This window comes from Blastococcus sp. SYSU D00813 (genome assembly GCF_054050735.1).
This window is the reverse complement of record NZ_JBJGZX010000033.1, coordinates 1-18,726: the sequence shown is the minus strand read 5'-3', so window position 1 is coordinate 18,726 and position 18,726 is coordinate 1. Positions and strand designations below refer to the sequence as shown.

Below are 18,726 nucleotides of genomic sequence, written 5' to 3'. Positions count from 1 at the left end.
GGCGCAGCACGGCCGACAGTCCGGGGAGCCCCGGGGAGAGGTGCACATGACCACGCTGGTGGACATCGACGTCCCGCTGATCGTGCTCACCGACGCCGACAGCGAGGTGGAGCGGCGGCTGGTCACCGACGCGCTGCCGGCCGGCGACGACCGGACCACCGTCGTCCCCCTGCGGGGCGCCGCGCTGGCCGGGCCGCTGGCCCGGGCGACCCCCGACACGGTGGTGACGGCGGTGCGGGTGGCCTGGCAGCCGCGCCGGCCGGGCACGTCCGGGAAGAGCCGGCGCAGCCGGTTGCAGGACGCCCGGCCCTCGCTGCTGCGCCGCCCCCCGGCCCCGCTGCAGGCCGCGGCCCTGCGCCGCGACCCCGAGCGGGCCCGCGTGGTCGTCGCCGAGCCGGCGACCGTGGCCGAGCTGACCCAGCGCTGGGACGGCACCGGGGACCTCGCCGCGTTCGTCGCCCACCAGGCGGCCCTGGCCCTGGACCGGGCCGAGCGGCAGGTCGTCGGCGACCGGGCGAAGGTGCCGCGGCACGTGGCCGAGGCGATCGAGCACAGCCCGGAGTTCCGCGCGGAGGTCGCCGCCCTGGCGGCCCGGCTGGAGCGTCCCGAGGAGGAGGTCGCCGCCGAGGCGGTCGCGGACCTGCACGGGCTGGTCGCGGCGATGGACCCGGTCGCCGTCGAGCTGTTCACCGGCCTGCTGCGGCCGGTGCACGCCCGCGCCTGGGACGTGCAGGTCGACGCCGCCCGGCTCGACGGGCTGCGCGAGCTCAACCGCCGCCACCCGCTGGTCTTCCTGCCCAGCCACCGCTCCTACGTCGACCCGCTCGTGCTCGCCGACGTCCTCGCCGCCCACGACTTCCCGCGCAACCACGTGCTCGGCGGGGAGAACCTGCGCTTCTGGCCCGTCGGCCCCGTGGCCAAGCGCGCCGGGCTGGTCTTCATCCGGCGCAGCTTCGGCGACGACCAGGTCTACAAGCTCGCCGTCCGCGAGTACTTCGCCTTCCTGCTGGCCAAGAGGTTCAACCTCGAGTGGTACCTGGAGGGCGGCCGCAGCCGCACCGGCAAGCTGCGCCCGCCGCGGCACGGCCTGCTGCGCTACGTGGCCGACGCCGTCGAGCGCGGCCGGGTGGAGGACGCCTACGTCGTCCCCGTGTCGATCACCTACGACCAGCTGCGCGAGGTCACCGGGATGGCCGCCGAGCAGGGCGGCGCGGCCAAGCGCGGCGAGGGGCTGTCGTGGATGGCCTCCTACATCCGCGAGCAGGTCCGCACCCCGCTGGGCACGGTGCACGTCGGGTTCGCCGAGCCCCTCTCGCTGGCCGCCGCCCTGCGCGGCGGCGCCGACCCGGCCGACCCGGACGCCCGCCGGCTGACGCTGCAGAAGGTGGCGTTCCAGGTCGCCGTCGGCATCAACTCCGTCACCCCGGCCACCGCCACGGCGCTGGTCACCCTCGCGCTGCTGGGCGTGCGCGACCGCGCGCTCACCCTGGCCCAGGTGCAGCGGGTGCTCCAGCCGCTGCTGGCCTACCTGACCGAGAGCGGGCGGCCGCACTCGGGCGCCGCGCTGCACACCGCCGGCGGCGTGCGGCGGGTGCTCACGGCCCTGGCCCAGCAGGGCGTCGTCACCGTGTACGAGGGCGGCGAGGAGCCGGTCTACTCCATCGAGCGCGGTCAGCACCTGGTGGCCGCCTTCTACCGCAACGGCGCGATCCACCACGTCGTCGACCGCGCGATCGCCGAGCTGGTCATGCTGCGCGAGCCGGCCGACCGCTGGGACGAGGCCTTCCGGCTGCGGGACCTGCTGAAGTTCGAGTTCTTCTTCCCGGAGCGGGACGCCTACCGGGAGCGGCTCACCGCCGAGCTCGAGCGGCTGGACCCGCAGTGGGAGACCGCCGACGGGCGCGAGGTGCTGTGCGGGGCGCCGCTGCTGCTGGCCCACCGCGTGCTGCGCTCGTTCGTCGACGCGCAGCTCGTCGTCGCCGAGCGGCTGGCCGCCCGGGACCCCCGCACGCCGGTCGTGCAGGCCGATTTCCTGGCCGAGTGCAGCGGCGTCGGGCAGCAGATGCTGCTGCAGGGCCGGCTGCACGGGCCCGAGTCGCTGTCCCGCGAGCTGTTCGGGACGGCGTTGCAGCTGGCCGCCAACCTCGACCTGGTCGACCCCGGCCGCGAGGAGCTGGCCCGCCGCCGGCAGGAGTGGGCCGCCCAGGTCCGCGACGTGGTCGGGCGGGTCGCCGTGATCGACGAGCTGGACGCCGCCGCGCGGCGGGAGAACGTGGGGGTGGAGCCGTGAGCGCCGGGCAGGAGCCGACCGACGGCGGGACGGCGCGCACGCTGGTCTGGACCGAGGAGCAGCTGATCGCCGACGTCGAGGCCGCCCCGCCGGGCCCGCGCACCGGCGCGTTCTTCGACTTCGACGGCACGGTCATCGACGGCTACTCGCTGGCCGCCTTCGCCCGGCACCACCTGCGCTCGCTGGAGGTCACCCCGCAGGCGCTGGGACAGCTGCTGCTCAACGGCCTGCGCGGGGTCACCACCGAGCAGGACTTCGAGCGGTTCACGGTCACCGGCATGCGCGCCTGGGCCGGCCGCAGCGAGGACGAGCTGGCCGAGCTGGGCGAGCGGTTGTTCGTGCAGGGCATCGCCGGCTCCCTGTTCCCCGAGGCCTGGCGGCTGGTCCAGGCCCACCTGCAGGCGGGGCACACCGTCGTCCTCGCGTCGTCGGCCACCCGCTTCCAGGTGGAGCCCGCCGCCCGGGCCCTCGGCGTCGAGCACGTGCTGGTCTCCCCGGTCGAGATCGTCGACGGCGTCTGCACCGGCCGCCCCGGCGGCCCGCTGCTGTGGCGGAAGGGCAAGGCCGCGGCCGTGCGCGCCTTCGCCGAGGAGCACGGCATCGACCTGGCGCAGAGCTACGCCTACTCCAACGGCGACGAGGACGTGCCCTTCCTGCGCACCGTCGGGCGGGCCCGCGCGCTCAACCCCGGCAGCGGGCTCGCCGCCGCGGCCCGCCACTACTCCTGGCCGGTCGCCCGCTTCCGCCGCCGCGGCCGCACCTCGGCGGCCGACCTCGCGCGCACGGTCGCGGGCGTCGGCGGCATGCTCGGCGGCTTCGCGACCGGGGTCGCGGTCGGCGCCCTGGGCGGCTCGCGGCGCGAGGCGGTCGACCTGGGCATCACCCTCGCCGGGGAGCTCGGCAGCGCGATCGCCGGCGTCCGGCTCGACGTCGAGGGCGCCGAGCACCTGGCCACCCGCCCCGCGGTCTTCCTGTTCAACCACCAGAGCCAGCTCGACGTCGTGGTCCTGGCCAAGCTGCTGCGCGGCGGCTTCACCGCCGTGGCGAAGAAGGAGCTGGAGCGGACGCCGGGCTTCGGGCTGGCCTTCCGGCTGGCCGACGTCGCCTTCGTCGACCGGGCCGACTCCGGGCAGGCCCGCCAGGCCCTGGAGCCCGCGGTGCAGCGGCTGCGCGAGGGCATCTCGCTGGTGATCGCGCCCGAGGGCACCCGGTCGGTCACCCCGACCCTCGGCCCGTTCAAGAAGGGCGCCTTCCACGTCGCGAGGCAGGCCGGCGTCCCGATCGTGCCGATCGTGCTGCGCAACACCGGCGAGCTGATGTGGAAGGGGGCCACCACCGTCTCCCCCGGGGTCGTGCAGGTGCGGGTGCTGCCGCCGGTGCCGACCGAGGGCTGGACGGCCGAGGAGGTCGGCGACCGCGCCGCCGAGGTGCACGGGATGTACCTGCGCACCCTGGCCGACTGGGGCGGCCGCGGCGAGCGGCCGGTGGTCAGCGAGGAGCCCACCGCCGGCCAGCAGGTGCCCACCCCGGCGGCGCCGCTGGACTGGGGCAGCGCCCCGGACATGAACCCGCTGGAGACGGCGATGTGGCGGGCGGAGGCGGCCGACCCGCGGCTGCGCGCCAACGTCTCCCTGCTGGAGCTGCTGGACCCCGCCCCGGAGTGGGAGCGGCTGCGCGCGGCGCACGAGTGGGCGTCGCGGATGGTGCCGCGGATGCGCCAGCGCGTCGTCGAGCCGGCCCTGGGCGTGGGCACGCCGCGGTGGGTGACCGTGGAGGAGCTCGACCTCGACGCGCACGTGCACCGGGTGCGGCTCGACGCGCCCGGCTCCATGCGCCAGCTCCTCGACGTGGTCGGGGAGTTCGTCTCCGCGCCGCTGGACCGCACCCGCCCGCTGTGGGAGGTGCTGCTGGTCGAGGGGCTGGCCGACGGCCGGGCCGGCTACGTGGTCAAGACCCACCACAGCACCACCGACGGACTGGGCGCCGTCCAGCTGATGGGCAAGCTGCACAGCCGCACCGCCGAGCGCGACCCGGTCCGCCCCGAGCCGCCGGTGCCGCTGCCCGACGACGGCGTCTCCCGCACCGCCCTGCTCACCGAGCGGCTGGTCGGCACGGCGCGGTCGGCGCCGCTGGAGCTGCTGCGCCGCGGCGTCGACGCGCTCGCCGCCGGCCGGCCGCGGGACGTCGTCGCCTCCGCGCTGGACTCGGCGCGTTCGGCCGGCCGCACGCTCGGCCCGCCCGGGCCGGGCTCGACGCTGCTGGCCACCCGCGGCGGCGACTGGCACCTCGAGGTGCTCGAGGTGCCGCTGGCCGACCTCAAGGCCGGGGCGAAGGCCGCCGGCGGGTCGCTCAACGACGGCTTCCTCGCCGCGATGGTCGGGGGCTTCCGCCGCTACCACGAGCGGCACGGCGCCCCGCTGGGCACGCTGGCCGTGGGCATCCCGATCAGCCTGCGCACCCAGGACGCCCCCGAGGGCGGCAACCGCTTCACCGGGGCCCGCTTCCCCGCCCCGCTCGACCAGGCCGACCCCGCCGACCGGATCCGCACCATCCGCGAGTTCGTGCTGTCGGTGCGCAGCGACAGCAGCTCCGGCGTGCTCAACGACCTGCTCGCCCCCACGCTGAGCTGGTTGCCCGCACCGGTGATCGGCGCCGTGTCGGGGCGGCTGACCAGCGCGAACGACGTCCAGCTGTCGAACGTCCCCGGGGTCTCCCACCCGGTCTACATCGCCGGCTCGCGGATCACCCGGATGTTCCCCTTCGGCCCGCTGCCCGGCTGCGCGGCGATGATCACGCTGCTGTCGCACGAGGGGCAGTGCTGCATCGGCGTCAACGTCGACTCCGCGGCCGTGACCGACCCCGAGGGGCTGGTGGCCGACCTGCAGGCGGGGCTGGACGAGGTGGTGGCGCTCGGCAGGAGGTGAGCCGGCGGCCGTCAGCCCAGGGCGGGGTCCACGAGCACCTTGAGCGCGCTCCGGGTGCCCGCCCGCAGCTGCTCCATCGTCGCCGGCAGCGCGTCCAGGGCGATGACGTCGCTGACCATGAGCTCCGCGCTCAGCCGGCCGGCGTCGAAGGCGCGGGCGCTCTCCACGAACTCGCCCACCGTGTAGCCCAGCGGGAACACCAGGCTCGCCTCCTTGAAGGCGCACAGCGCCGGGACGACGGTCTCGGCGGCCATGCACATCCCCATGGAGACGACGGTGCCGCCGCGGCCCACCAGCTCGACCGCGCGGGCCACCGCCCCCTCCTTGCCGATGCACTCGGCGACGAGGTCCACCGGGCCGCCCAGCAGGGCGTCCAGCTCCGCCGGGTCGTCCTCGGCCGTGCTGTGGAAGGCGTCGGCGCCCAGCGCCATGACGACCTCGCGCCGGTGCGCGGACCGGGAGGCGACGACGACGCGGCCGGCGCCCATCCGCCGCGCCCAGTGCACCGCCGACAGCGCCATGGAGCCCGCGCCCAGCACGAGCACCCGGTCGCCGACGCGCAGCCGGCCCATCCGCAGGGCGTGCAGCCCGCAGGCCATCGGCTCGACGAGGGCGCCGTCGGCGGGGCTCAGCGACCCCGGCAGCGGGACGGCCCCGTCGGCGGGGACGACGGCGAGCTCGGCGAACCCGGCCGCCCCGCCACGCGGCGCCGCGCAGGTCAGCGCGTAGCCCGACGCGCAGCCCGCGCAGTCGCCGCACGGCGTGACCGGCAGGCACGCCACGTGCTGCCCGGTGCGGGCCCGGTCGACGCCGGGGCCGACGTCGACGACCTCGCCGGCGAACTCGTGCCCGAACGGCCCCGGGCCGTAGGTGACCAACGCGTCCGACGTCATCGCGACGTCGGTGCCGCAGACCCCGCAGCGCCCGACGCGCACGAGGACCTCGCCCGGCCCGGGCTCGGGGTCGGGGAGCTGCTCGACGCGGATCGGCTCCCCCGGCCGGTCGAAGACGGCTGCGCGCACGGGCACCTCCACGGTGGGGACGACGCCGGTCACCCCACCACGACCCACGCGTCGCGGGGAAGCGGTCAGCCGCGGTCGGCGGGCTCCCCGTCGGCGGCCGGCAGCAGGCCGGAGTCCCGCAGCCACCCGAGCAGGTGACCGGCCACCACCTCGGGCACCTGCAGCTGCGGCACGTGGCCGACGTCGGCCAGCTCGACGTAGCGCCAGCCGGGGTGGCGCTCGGCGATGTCGCGGGCGGCGGCCACCGGGACCAGCCGGTCGCGGTCGCCGTGCACCAGCAGCACCGGCCCGGAGATGGCGGCCATCGCCTCCCGGTAGCGCCGCGGGTCGGCCAGCACCCACAGCAGGGAGCGGGCGGCGGCGAGGAACGCCTTGTCCATCCCGGCGACGTCGCGCCGCTCCTCCAGCAGCGTCACCGACCGGTCGATCACCTCGGCGGGCAGCGCGTCGGGGTCGACGCCGCAGAGCTCGAGCAGCTCGCGCACCCGGGACAGGGGCGTCGTGCGCATCCTCCGCAGCCAGAGGACGCGCTCGGCCAGGAAGGGGACGGCGTAGACGGCGAACTGGAGCGCGACCGTGGGGTCCAGCGCCCGGCGCGGACCGGGCACCGCCGGGTCGAGCAGCACGGTGCCGCACACCCGCTGCGGGGAGCGCGCCGACTCGAACAGCGAGATCATCCCGCCCATCGAGTTGCCGACCAGGACCGCCGGGCCCTGGACCACCTCGCGCAGGAACCGGTCGAGCACCAGGACGTTGGCCGGCACGCTCGCCCGCCGCTCCCCCGGCTCGCTGCGGCCGAAGCCCGGCAGGTCCAGGGCCAGCACCCGGGCGTGCGGGGTGAGCAGCGGCGCGAGCAGGTCCCAGTTCAGGTGCGAGCCGCCCAGCCCGTGCACCAGCACGACCGGGGGCCCGCCCCCGGCCCCGCCGAAGTCCACGAAGTGCACCGGGCCGTCGAGCTCCACGGTCAGGGAGCGCCCGGGGACCTGCGTCTCGTCCACCCGACCACCGTGGCACGCCGCCGGCCGCGCTGCCCGCCCGGGTCGTGCGCGACGCACGGGACGGGTGGGACGACCCTGTGTCGGCCGCCACAGCACGCTGCCGAGAACACGGATGTGTCTCGGCGGGTGTGCCCGCCGTCCCGCCACGGGTAACGGGCGGGTGACCAACGCCGGTCATCGAGGAGGAGATCCGTGGCACGACAGCCCAACGGCGGCCCCGCGCTCCCGCTCTACCTGAGCGAGCCGGGCCGGGCCGTGGCCGACTACGGCCTGTACCTGGCCGCGCGGCCCCTCCTGCAGGCGCTCCCCTCCGGCGACGGCCACCCGGTCCTGGTGCTGCCGGGCCTGCTGGCCGACGACACCTCCACGCGCACCCTCCGGGCCACCCTGCGGCGGCTGGACTACCGCGTCCACGGCTGGCGGCTGGGCCGCAACATCGGCCCGACGCCGACCTGCGTCGACGGCATGCGCCGCCGGCTGGACGACCTCGCCGACCGCTACGGCCGGCCGGTCAGCCTCGTCGGCTGGAGCCTCGGCGGCATCTTCGCCCGCGAGCTCGCCCGGGCCACCCCCGACTCGGTGCGGCAGGTCATCACCCTGGGCAGCCCGTTCCGGCTGACCTGCGAGTCGCAGACCCGCGCGGCCCGGGTGTTCAACCGCTTCTCCCACCTGCACGTGGACTCGGTGTCGTTCCCGCTGGAGAGCGAGTGCACCCCGCTGCCGGTGCCCGCGACGTCGGTCTACTCGCACGCCGACGGCATCGTGCACTGGCAGACCTGCCTGGAGACCCCCGGTCCGCGGGCGGAGAACATCGCCGTCCACGCCAGCCACCTGGGCCTGGGCCACCACCCGGCGGTCGTGTACGCGGTGACCGACCGGCTCGCGCAGCCCGAGGGGACCTGGCGGCACTTCCGCGCCCCGGCGGTGCTGCGGCCGGTCTTCCCCCGCCCGGACGTGCCCGAGCCGTCCTCCCCGCTGGCCGCCACGGCGGCCTGAGCCGCCCCCGCGGGCGGCCGGGGGGCGGCCCGGACTCCCCCGGTCGGCTGACCCGGCCACCCGACCGCGCAGCCGCGGGGGTCCGGCGGGGCGGTTTTCTGGGAGGGTGCGCCCCGTGTGGCTGCGGCTGACGGGGAGCGAGCCCGAGCTCGTCGAGATCGACGTGCACGGCGACCCCGCCGGCCGCGCCGTCGTCGACCTCCTCGTGCGGGCGGGGCTGGTGACCCGCTCCGGCGGCGGGCAGCTGCGGATCGCGCGCACCCGCACCGCCCTCGACGTCGACCAGCCGATCTCCGAGCTGGGACTGCGCAACGGCGACGTCCTCACCGCGGCCGCCCCGCCGCCGCAGCCGGTCTCGGGCACCGAGCTCGTGGTGGGCATCGGCCCGTCGGCGGGCGCGCGCCTGGTGCTCGACGGAGCCGTCACCGCCGGCCGCGAGGGGCAGCTGCGGCTCGACGACCCGGGCCTGTCCCGCGAGCACGTGCGCTTCACCGCCGACGGGGACGACGTCCTCGCCGAGGACCTGGGGTCGCTGAACGGCACCCACCTGTTCGGCCGGCCGCTCACCGCCCCCACCCCGGTGCCCGTCGACGCCCCCGTCGAGGCCGCCTCCACCGTGCTGCGCCACCACCCCCGGCAGCCACCGCCCGTGCCGCACCTGCCGGTGGTCCGCGGCGTCGCCCGTCTCCGCCGTCCGCCCCGCCCGCCGGTGCCGGGCCCTCCCCCGCCCCACCTGGTGTCGGCGCCGCCCGGCCCCCGGCCCCGGGTCCTGCTCCCGTGGTCCCGCGCGTCGCGCGACCACCGGTTCCGGGAGAAGGCCTTCCACAGCACGCTCGCGGCCGCGCGCGCCGGCCTGGAGCGCGACCTGGCGGTGGAGGGCGTCCGCCGCTGGGCGGCCGCGCCCGACCTGGCCGACGTGCTGCGCCGCACCGAGGGCCCGGCGCCCGACCTGTGGGAGCGCCGCCCCGGCGACGGCGACTGGCTGCAGGTCCGGGTCGGCTGGACCGACCTGCCGTCGCAGGCGGGCTACCGGCTGGCCGACGGCGGCGACCCGGAGCAGCGCGAGGACGCCGTCCGCTCCCTCGAGCCGTACGCCGTCGCCCGCTGCGCGCCGCTCACCGTGCGGCTCCCCGACGTCGGCGCCGTCGGGGTGGCCGGCGCGCGCGAGCAGGTGCTGGCGCTGGCCCGGTGGCTGTCTCTGCAGCTCGCCGCCCTGCACAGCCCGCGCGACCTGCGGCTGGCCGCGGCGCTCGGCAGCCGCACCGGATGGGCCTGGTTCGCCGCCCTCCCGCACGCCGGGTCCGACGACGGGCCGATGCTCGCGACCGGGCCGGACGACGCCCGCCGCCTGCTGACCTCGCTGACCGCGCTGGTGACCGAGCGCGCGCGGGACCGCGACGCCCGCCCCGCCGGTGAGCCGGCCGTCGTCCTCCTCGTCGACGAGGACCTGCCCCTCTCGCGCGAGACCGTCGAGCCGCTGCTGCAGCACGGCCCGTCGGTCGACGTGCACGTGGTCTGGCTCGGCCGGCGCCGCGGCGGCCTGCCCGAGGCGTGCCGGGCGGTCGTCTCGGTGGCGCCGCCCGGCTGCGCCGTCACCTGGACCGACACGGGGACGACGGTGACCGACGCGAGCCTCGACGTCGTCCCGCCCGGCCCGCTGGAGACCGCGGCCTGGAACCTCGCCGGGCTCGACGACGCCGACGGCAGCGGCGACGACAGCGCACCGGCCTCCGAGCCGGGCGCGCGGCTGCTCGGCATGGGCGACCCGACCCCGGAGGAGGTCCTGCGCGGGCGGGAGCGGGAGCCCGAGCAGCCCTCCGGCACCGTGGAGCCCATCCCGGTGGGCTCCACGGTGGGCGGCTACCTGCTCAAGCGGCAGCTGGGCGCCGGCGGCATGGGGGCGGTCTACCTCGCGCGGCACCGGTCGCTGCCCCGCGACGTGGCCCTCAAGGTGCTGCACCCGGGCTTCGCCGGGCACCGGCAGTTCCGCGAGCGGTTCGAGCGCGAGTCCGACGTGCTGTGCCGGCTGGACCACCCCAACGTCGTCGACGTCGTCGACCGCGGTCAGGACGGCGACCTGCTGTGGATGTCGATGCGCTACATCCCCGGGCCGGACCTGGACACCGCGCTGCGCGAGCGCGGGCCCTTCCCGCCCGAGGCCGCGGTCGCGGTGGTCACCGACGTCGGCCGGGCGCTGGACGCCGCGCACGAGGCCGGGCTGCTGCACCGCGACGTGAAGCCCGCGAACGTGCTGCTGCGCCGGCACGCGGACGGCACGGAGCAGGCGATGCTCACCGACTTCGGCATCGCCAAGGACCTCGCGGCGGCGGTGTCGCTGACCGGTGCCGGGGAGGCCCCGCTCACGCTGGCCTACGCCGCGCCCGAGCAGCTGGAGGGCCTGCCGCTGGACCGGCGGGCCGACGTGTACTCGCTCGGCGCGGTGCTCTTCGAGGCGCTGACCGGGCGCCGCGCGTTCCCGGCGGTGGACATGGCGCCGCTGCTGGCCTCGGTGATGGCCGGCCCGGTCCCCGACGTCCGAACGCTGCGCCCGGAGACCCCCGCCGCGCTGGCCGAGGTGGTCACCCGCGCGCTGCAGAAGGACCGCGAGGCCCGCTACGCCAGCTGCCTGGAGCTGGTGCTGGCGGCCCAGGCGGCGCTGGCGCCCCCCGCGCCCGCGCCGCGGACCGTCATCGGGCGCCCGGAGGTCCCGCCGCCGCCCGGCGCGTCGCCCGGGAGGGGTTGACCGGCCCCCAGATCGGGGGGAGCCGCCCCCGGGACGGTTCCGCTGGGCGGCGCGGGCACGTACCTTCCCGGCAACCGGTCGGCGCCGACCAGGGCTCGTGCCCGGCGCCGGGTGGCCACGGGGGGTCCGACGACGAGTACGGGGCACGGGCATGCCACCAGGGGTTGCCGGGCTGGGTGAGCCGGTCGAGATCGGCCGGGGCGGCTTCGGCGTCGTCTACCGGGCCCGCGACGAGCGGTTCGACCGCGACGTCGCGCTCAAGGTCATCCGCGACGCCGGGCTCAGCGACGAGGTGCTGGCCCGCTTCGCGCGCGAGTGCCGGTCGCTGGGCGCGCTGTCGGGCCACCCGAACATCGTGTCGATCCACGACGCCGGGCAGACCGCCGACGGCGAGCTCTACCTCGTCATGGAGTACCTGCCCGGCGGCTCGCTGGCCGAGCGGACCGCCGCCGACGGCCCGGCCGAGCCGCGCGACGTCGTCGCGTGGGGGGCGGCGCTCGCCGGCGCGCTGGAGACCGCCCACCGCAGCGGGATCGTGCACCGGGACGTGAAGCCGGAGAACGTCCTCTTCTCCACCTTCGGCGCGCCCAAGCTCGTCGACTTCGGCATCGCCCGGATGCGGACGGCGTTCGAGACGCGCTCGGGCTCGGTCAGCGCCACCCTCGGCCACGCCGCCCCGGAGATCATCGGCGGCGCCCCCGCGTCCCCGCGCTCGGACGTCTACTCGCTGGCCAGCGTCCTGTTCTTCGCCCTGACCGGGCAGGCGCCGTTCGACCGGCCCGACGAGGAGAGCCTCGCGCCGCTCATCGCCCGGATCGCCACCGCCCCGCCGCCGGACCTGCGCGAGTTCGGCGTCCCGGGCGCCCTGGCCGACGTCGTCGCCGCCGCCCTGGCCAAGGACCCGGAGGACCGGCCGGCCACCGCGGCGGAGTTCGGCGCCGCCCTCCAGGGGGTGGCCGGCGCCCTCGGCGCCGCCGTCCCGCCGGTGCCCGTGGAGGACGTCGCCACCATCGGCCCGCTGTTCGAGCGGCCGCCCGGCGAGCGCCCGACGCCGCGGCTGGACACCGTGCACGTCGCCCGTCGCCGCGAGCCGCTGCCGGCCCCGGCGGGCGAGCGTCCCCGCCGCCGCAACCGGCTGGCGTCGGTCCTGGTCGCCCTCCTCGGCGTCGTCGCCGTCGCCGGCGCCGCCCTCGGCATCGCCGCGCCCTGGCGGGACGACGCGGCCGAGCAGCCCGAGCTGCGCCTGGCGGAGTCGGTCGTGGACACCGCGCAGGGGCTGCAGGTGCACCGCGAGTACGGCTACTCCGACGACCTGTCCGAGGTCGTGAGCACGGTGCGGCTGGTGAACACGTCCGACGCCGGCGTCCGGGTGAGCTGGATCGAGCCGATCCCCGAGGAGCTCGCGCCGAGCCTGGACGACGTCGAGTTCTCGGTCGACCCGCACTCCGAGCTCGCCGACCAGCTCCTGGCGTGCTGGGTGTTCGACCTCGCCCCCGACGGCACGCAGCCGCTGACCTGGTCGGTGCCGGTGCCCGAGGACGTCGAACCCTCCCGGGAGCACCTCGAGGAGGTCCGCGACCAGGTCGCCGAGGCCACCGTGGCGACGCAGGAGGCCGCCGACCTCAAGCGCCTGGAGCTCGCCGAGGAGGAGGGCGCCGCACCCGCGGAGGCGCCCCCCACCGGCACGGACACCGGCACCGGCACCGGCACCGGCGCGGACGCGGGCACGCCACCCCAGGCCGACGGCGGGACGACCGTCCTGCCGGGCACCGGCAGCGCGCCGGCCGTCCCCGGCGCCACGGGCGGCGGCGGCACGACCGGCAGCACGACCGGGGGCACCGGCGGCACCGGGGGCGGCGGGACCGTCCCGGTGCCCGTGCCCGCCGGCGGTGGCGGCTCCGCGCCGCAGGCGGCCCCGGCTCCCCCGGCGGACCAGGGCGGCGCCCCCGCGCCGGCGCCGGCCAACCGGGCGCCGGTGGTGAGCGCCTCCGACGTGACCAGCAACGAGCTGCAGTCCCCGGGGGTCACCTTCGGCGGGTCCGACCCCGACGGCGGCGCGGTGACGGTCGCGGTGAGCGGCCTGCCGCCGGGGCTGGCGCACGCCAACGGCCGGATCACCGGGACGGTCAGCGCGTCGGCCGCGGCGGTGACCACCACCCGCGGCGCCATCCAGGCCCGCGGCTTCCCCGTGACGGTGACCGTGACCGACGCCGCGGGTGCCTCCACCTCGCGCACCGTCACGTGGACGGTCCGCGACACCCACACGACGATGCCGAACTACGTGAACACCTACGGCTGCGGCCGGGGCTGCGGGGAGAACGGCAACCCCGACGTCGCCGACATCTCGGCGCCCGGCTTCTTCTGCACGGTGGGCAGCCCGCCCGACACCATCGCCGCGCAGAGCGTCGGTCCCGGCACGGTGATCGCCTGGGGCCAGTCGGTGACCTACACCTACCGGCAGGCGTCCTGCTGAGCGCCGGTGACGCCCGCCGTCACTTGAGGTAGATCTCCTGCACGACCGAGGCGACGTGCCGGCCCGCGCCGTCGTACGCGGAGCCGAGCGCGACGCCGCGGCCGTGCGCCGTCGACAGCGGCTGCGAGGTGAGCACGAACCACTCGTCGGCGCGCAGCGGGCGGTGGAACCACATGGTGTGGTTGACGCTCGTCGTGGCCACCGTGCCCGGGCCGCCCTCGCCGTCCGGCCCGCCGGCGTGCAGCCCGGCCGCGGTGATGGCGACCGTGGGCACGGCCATGTCCGAGACCAGCGTCAGGACGGCGGCGTGCCAGACGGCGGCGCCGGGCAGCGGCTCCCCGGTGCGGTACCAGGCCTGGACGTCGGTGGAGGCCGTGCCGTTGGCGCTGCCGGTCGCGTCGACGAACTCGACGCCGAAGCCGCCGTCGGCGTGCACGGCCAGGTCCCCGGCCGCGACGGCGCCCGCCGGGAAGGTGAGGGCGCCGGGCACGTGGAACTGCGCGCCCTCCTCCCGCGCCCGCTGGAACGAGGCCTCGAGCGTCACGACCACCCGCCCGCCCTGGTGGCCCACGACCCGGCGGCTGGTCAGCGCGCGGCCGTCCTTGACCCGGTCGACGGCGAAGACGATCGGCTCACCGGCGCGGCCGCGCTGCGGGAACTCCCCGTGCAGGTGGTGCACCGCGTAGTCGTCGGGGACCGTCGCGTCCGCCGACAGCAGCGCCTGCACCAGCAGCGCGCCGCCGAACAGCGTCTCGCGGGCCAGCGGCGAGGCCCCGGAGACGCCGAAGCGGTCCTCCCCCAGCGGCTCCACGCCCAGCGCGGCCACGACCCGGGCGACCTGCTCCACCGCTCACCTCATCCGTCGACGTCGGAACCTGCTCCGGCGCCGGCACCGGGAGGCGCGGCGGGGTCCGGGGGTGGGCGCGGCCGGGATCGAACCGGCGACCGCTCGCTTGTAAGGCGAGAGCTCTCCCGCTGAGCTACGCGCCCCGCGCGCCCAGGGTAGGTCTCCCCGGGCAACGGAGTGGGAGGAGCGCGGGGACCGCGCTCCTCCCACTCCGTCAGGCGGCGAGCTGCGCGACCGCGTCCTTCCAGCCGGTCTGCTGACGCGCGTCGCCGGGCTGGTTCACCTCGGCGAAGCGGACGACGCCCTCGGCGTCGACGAGGAAGGTGCCGCGCACCGCCATGCCCGCCTTCTCGTTGAAGACGCCGTAGGCCTGGGCGGTGCTGCCGTGCGGCCAGAAGTCCGACAGCAGCGGGAAGGGCAGCCCCTGCTGCTCCTTGAACGCCTTGAGGCTGAAGACCGGGTCGGTGCTGATGGCCACCACCTGCACGCCGGCGTCGGTGTAGGTGGTGAGCTCGTCGCGCAGCTGGCACAGCTCGCCGGTGCAGATGCCCGAGAAGGCGAACGGGTAGAAGACGACCAGGACCGGCTTCCCCCGCAGCTCGGCGAGGGAGACGACCTGCTTGTCCTGGTCGGGGAGGCTGAACTCGGGCGCGCGGTCACCGACGGAGAGGCTCATGCCGTGATCTTGCCGCAACCCTCCCGGTCCCCTCGCAGGGGCCTCCCGCGAGCCCGCGGGAGGGGCGTGTCAGCGGCGGGAGCGCGCGGCCTTCGGCGTGACCAGGCGGATGCCCGACCACTCCTTGGCGGCGGAGATGCTGCTGGTCTGCTGCAGCCCCGCGGTGGGGGCCACCTCGGTGACGTCGCCGGGCTCGACGTGCCCCGGCCGGCCGGACTTGGGGACCAGCAGCCACACCACGCCGTCGTCGGCCAGCGAGGTGAGGGCGTCGGTCAGGGCGTCGAACAGGTCCCCGTCGTCCTCCCGCCACCACAGGACGACGACATCGGCCACCTCGTCGGTGTCCTCGTCGACCATCTCGCTGCCGGAGACCTCGACGATGGAGTCGCGCAGGTCCTCGTCGGCGTCCTCGTCCCAGCCGAGCTCCTGCACGACCATGCCCGGCTTGATGCCCAGCCGGGCCGCCATGCCGGCGCTGCCCGAGTCGACGCTCATCCCTGCTCGTCCTCCATGGGTGTGACGACGGCCCTCCGGTCGCCGGCGACGGGGCGCCCGGCGGCGGGCGCGGCGGCCGGGCGCCGCGGGGCGGACACGACCGGCGGGAGGGTCACCCGCAGCCTGGTCATGTCACCCCCGTCTTCCCTCGGTCCGCTGGGCCCGGCGTTCGGGCCACGTGGGCGGAAGCGTAGGGCATGCCCCGGCGAGCGCAAGGTCGAGCACGGGCCCGGCGCGAGGCCGGGCGCAGGCGGTCAGGTCCCCGGCGGACCGGCGACGACACGGCGGGATCCCGTCAGATGGGCGCGTGCGTGACGGCGACGGCCGCGCGGCGGGAGGATGGGGTCATGAGCGCACCGCAGCAGTCGGGCGGCGACCCCGCCCGCGATGCAGGACAGGCCCGCGCGGTGATCACCGACGGGCTCCCCAGCCAGCTGGTCGACACCGACCCCGACGAGACCCAGGAGTGGCTGGAGTCCCTCGACGCCGTCGTCGACCACGCCGGCCGCGGCCGGGCCCGCTACCTGATGCTCCGGATGCTCGAGCGCAGCCGCCAGCAGCAGGTCGGCGTCCCGGCGCTGCGCAGCACCGACTACATCAACACGATCCCGCCGGAGCGCGAGCCCTGGTTCCCGGGCGACGAGCACGTCGAGCGGCGCATCCGCGCCTACATCCGCTGGAACGCCGCGATCATGGTCCACCGCGCGCAGCGGCCCGGCATCGGCGTCGGCGGGCACATCTCCTCCTACGCCTCCTCCGCCTCGCTGTACGAGGTCGGCTTCAACCACTTCTTCCGCGGCAAGGACCACCCCGGCGGCGGCGACCAGATCTGGTTCCAGGGGCACGCCTCCCCCGGCATCTACGCCCGCGCCTACCTCGAGGGCCGGCTGACCGAGCAGCAGCTCGACGGCTTCCGGCAGGAGGTCAGCCACCCCGGCGGCGGGCTGTCGTCCTACCCGCACCCGCGGCTGATGCCCGAGTTCTGGGAGTTCCCCAGCGTCTCGATGGGTCTGGGCCCGATGAACGCCGTCTACCAGGCCCGGTTCAACCGGTACCTGCACGCGCGGGGCATCAAGGACACCTCCGACCAGCACGTGTGGGCGTTCCTCGGCGACGGCGAGATGGACGAGCCGGAGTCGCTCGGGGTCATCGGCCTGGCCGCCCGCGAGGAGCTGGACAACCTCACGTTCGTCGTCAACTGCAACCTGCAGCGGCTCGACGGGCCGGTCCGGGGCAACGGCAAGGTCATCCAGGAGCTGGAGTCGTTCTTCCGCGGCGCCGGCTGGAACGTGATCAAGGTGATCTGGGGCCGGGAGTGGGACCCGCTGCTGGCCGCCGACCGCGACGGCGCGCTGGTCAACATCATGAACCAGACGCCCGACGGCGACTACCAGACCTACAAGGCCGAGGACGGTGCCTTCGTCCGCGAGCACTTCTTCGGCAAGGACCCGCGCACCCGCAAGCTCGTGGAGAACATGAGCGACAAGGAGGTCTGGGACCTCTCCCGCGGCGGGCACGACTACCGCAAGGTCTACGCGGCGTTCAAGGCCGCGGTGGAGCACAAGGGCCAGCCGACGGTCATCCTCGCCAAGACCATCAAGGGCTGGACCCTGGGCAGCCACTTCGAGGGCCGCAACTCCACCCACCAGATGAAGAAGCTGACGGCCGAGGACCTCGCCGCCTTCCGCGACCGGCTCTACCTGCCGATCCCCGACGAGGCGCTGGACAAGACCCTGCCGCCCTACTACAAGCCCGACCCGGACTCCGACGAGATGCAGTACATGCTCGAGCGGCGGCGGGCCCTGGGCGGGGCGGTGCCGCGGCGGCGGTCGGAGTTCAAGACGCTCAAGGGGCCGGAGGACAAGGCCCTCGACGTGCTGCGCCGCGGCTCGGGCAAGCAGGAGGTCGCCACGACGATGGCGTTCGTCCGGCTGCTCAAGGAGCTGCTCAAGGACCCGGAGCTCGGCCCGCGGTTCGTGCCGGTCATCCCCGACGAGGCGCGCACCTTCGGGATGGACTCGCTCTTCCCGACGCAGAAGATCTACAACCCGGCCGGCCAGCGCTACACCTCGGTCGACCGCGAGCTGATGCTGGCCTACAAGGAGTCCGAGCAGGGCCAGATCCTGCACGAGGGCATCAACGAGGCCGGGTCCACCGCGTCGTTCACCGCCGTCGGCACGTCCTACTCCACGCACGGCGAGCCGATGATCCCGATCTACATCTTCTACTCGATGTTCGGGTTCCAGCGGACCGGCGACGGCTTCTGGGCCGCGGCCGACCAGATGGCGCGCGGCTTCGTGCTGGGCGCCACCGCGGGGCGGACGACGCTCAACGGGGAGGGCCTGCAGCACGAGGACGGGCACTCGCTGCTGCTGGCGCACACCAACCCGGCGGTCGTCTCCTACGACCCGGCGTTCTCCTACGAGGTCGCGCACATCACCCGCGACGCGCTGGTGCGGATGTACGGGCAGGACCCGGGGGCGCCGCTGGGCGGGCACCGCTCGCCCGACGTCATGTACTACCTGACCGTCTACAACGAGCCGTTCCAGCAGCCGGCCGAGCCCGAGGACCTCGACGTCCAGGGCCTGCTCGCGGGCATGTACCGCTACGCGCCCGGCCAGGGTGACGGCCCGAAGGCGCAGGTGCTGGCCTCCGGCGTCGCGGTGCCGTGGGCGCTGCGGGCGCAGGAGCTGCTGCGCGAGGACTGGGGTGTGTCGGCCGACGTGTGGTCGGTGACCTCCTGGACCGAGCTGCGCCGCCAGGCCGACGAGTGCGAGGAGTGGAACCTGCTGCACCCGGGCGAGGAGGTCCGGACGCCGTACGTGACGCAGCGCCTGGCCGACGCCCCCGGCCCGGTCGTGGCGGTCTCGGACTGGATGAAGGCGGTCCCCGACCTCATCGCGCCCTACGTCCCCGGGGGCATGTCGACGCTGGGCACCGACGGGTTCGGCCTGTCCGACACCCGCCCGGCGCTGCGCCGGCACTTCCACGTGGACGCGGAGTCGATCGTCGTCCGCACGCTGGCGACGCTCGCCCGCCGCGGTGAGGTCGACGGCGACGTCGTCCGCCGGGCGGTGGAGGAGTACCAGGTCCGCGACGTGCAGGCGGCCCCGGCCGAGGAGCGCACCGACCCCAGCCCCGCGACCTGAGTGGAGGGGGGGGGGGGGGGGGGGGGGGGGGGGGGGGGGGGGGGGGGGGGGGGGGGGGGGGGGGGGGGGGCGGGGGGGGGGGGGGGGGGGGGGGGGGGGGGGGGGGGGGGGGG

General features: G+C 76.3%; 11 protein-coding genes and 1 tRNA gene. 6 read left to right on the top strand and 6 right to left on the bottom strand.

The window, feature by feature from the left end:
• Positions 1-46 precede the first annotated feature (46 nt).
• A complete protein-coding gene (locus ACI8AX_RS18550) occupies positions 47-2,290 on the top strand; it encodes a glycerol-3-phosphate 1-O-acyltransferase (RefSeq protein ID WP_456551324.1) in 2,244 nt (747 codons plus the stop codon).
• Positions 2,287-5,214, top strand: coding sequence for an HAD-IB family hydrolase (locus tag ACI8AX_RS18545; protein ID WP_456551323.1), 2,928 nt, complete (start codon positions 2,287-2,289; stop codon positions 5,212-5,214). The genes ACI8AX_RS18550 and ACI8AX_RS18545 overlap by 4 nt, the downstream gene beginning before the upstream one ends.
• Before the next feature lie 11 nt (positions 5,215-5,225).
• Here ACI8AX_RS18545 and ACI8AX_RS18540 read toward each other — a convergent pair whose 3' ends face one another.
• Together ACI8AX_RS18540 and ACI8AX_RS18535 are read right to left on the bottom strand one after the other, a co-directional pair.
• Positions 5,226-6,236: a zinc-dependent alcohol dehydrogenase gene (locus tag ACI8AX_RS18540; RefSeq protein ID WP_456551322.1), complete on the bottom strand. Its 1,011-nt coding sequence runs from the start codon at positions 6,234-6,236 to the stop codon at positions 5,226-5,228.
• Between the two features lie 65 nt (positions 6,237-6,301).
• Entirely contained in the window at positions 6,302-7,234 is a 933-nt protein-coding gene (locus ACI8AX_RS18535; RefSeq protein ID WP_456551321.1) for an alpha/beta fold hydrolase, read from the bottom strand.
• A gap of 192 nt (positions 7,235-7,426) precedes the next feature.
• Here ACI8AX_RS18535 and ACI8AX_RS18530 point away from each other — a divergent pair, with 192 nt between their 5' ends.
• The 3 genes from ACI8AX_RS18530 (at position 7,427) to ACI8AX_RS18520 (ending at position 13,446) form a co-directional block, all read left to right on the top strand.
• Positions 7,427-8,230 carry an esterase/lipase family protein gene (locus ACI8AX_RS18530; protein ID WP_456551320.1) on the top strand — a complete coding sequence of 268 codons (804 nt, stop codon included), beginning with the start codon at positions 7,427-7,429 and terminating at the stop codon, positions 8,228-8,230.
• A gap of 115 nt (positions 8,231-8,345) precedes the next feature.
• Positions 8,346-10,973: a protein kinase domain-containing protein gene (locus ACI8AX_RS18525; RefSeq protein WP_456551319.1), complete on the top strand. Its 2,628-nt coding sequence runs from the start codon at positions 8,346-8,348 to the stop codon at positions 10,971-10,973.
• A 151-nt stretch (positions 10,974-11,124) separates the two neighbouring features.
• A complete protein-coding gene (locus ACI8AX_RS18520; protein ID WP_456551318.1) occupies positions 11,125-13,446 on the top strand; it encodes a protein kinase domain-containing protein in 2,322 nt (773 codons plus the stop codon).
• Between the two features lie 19 nt (positions 13,447-13,465).
• Here ACI8AX_RS18520 and ACI8AX_RS18515 read toward each other — a convergent pair whose 3' ends face one another.
• The 4 genes from ACI8AX_RS18515 to ACI8AX_RS18500 all read right to left on the bottom strand — a co-directional run bounded on the left by ACI8AX_RS18515 (position 13,466) and on the right by ACI8AX_RS18500 (position 15,464).
• Positions 13,466-14,293, bottom strand: a complete 828-nt coding sequence (locus ACI8AX_RS18515; protein WP_456551317.1) for an acyl-CoA thioesterase — start codon at positions 14,291-14,293, stop codon at positions 13,466-13,468.
• Between the two features lie 71 nt (positions 14,294-14,364).
• Positions 14,365-14,436, bottom strand: a tRNA-Val gene (locus tag ACI8AX_RS18510).
• Positions 14,437-14,507: 71 nt separating this feature from the next.
• A complete protein-coding gene (locus ACI8AX_RS18505) occupies positions 14,508-14,969 on the bottom strand; it encodes a peroxiredoxin (RefSeq protein WP_456551316.1) in 462 nt (153 codons plus the stop codon).
• A gap of 69 nt (positions 14,970-15,038) precedes the next feature.
• Complete coding sequence (locus ACI8AX_RS18500; protein WP_456551315.1) at positions 15,039-15,464, bottom strand: DUF3052 domain-containing protein; 426 nt, start codon at positions 15,462-15,464, stop codon at positions 15,039-15,041.
• Between the two features lie 347 nt (positions 15,465-15,811).
• On the opposite strand from ACI8AX_RS18500, the gene aceE reads away from it, so the two are divergent.
• Positions 15,812-18,613 (top strand): pyruvate dehydrogenase (acetyl-transferring), homodimeric type, encoded by a 2,802-nt coding sequence (aceE, locus tag ACI8AX_RS18495; RefSeq protein WP_456551314.1) that lies wholly within the window; start codon positions 15,812-15,814, stop codon positions 18,611-18,613.
• The last annotated feature ends 113 nt before the right edge of the window (positions 18,614-18,726 follow it).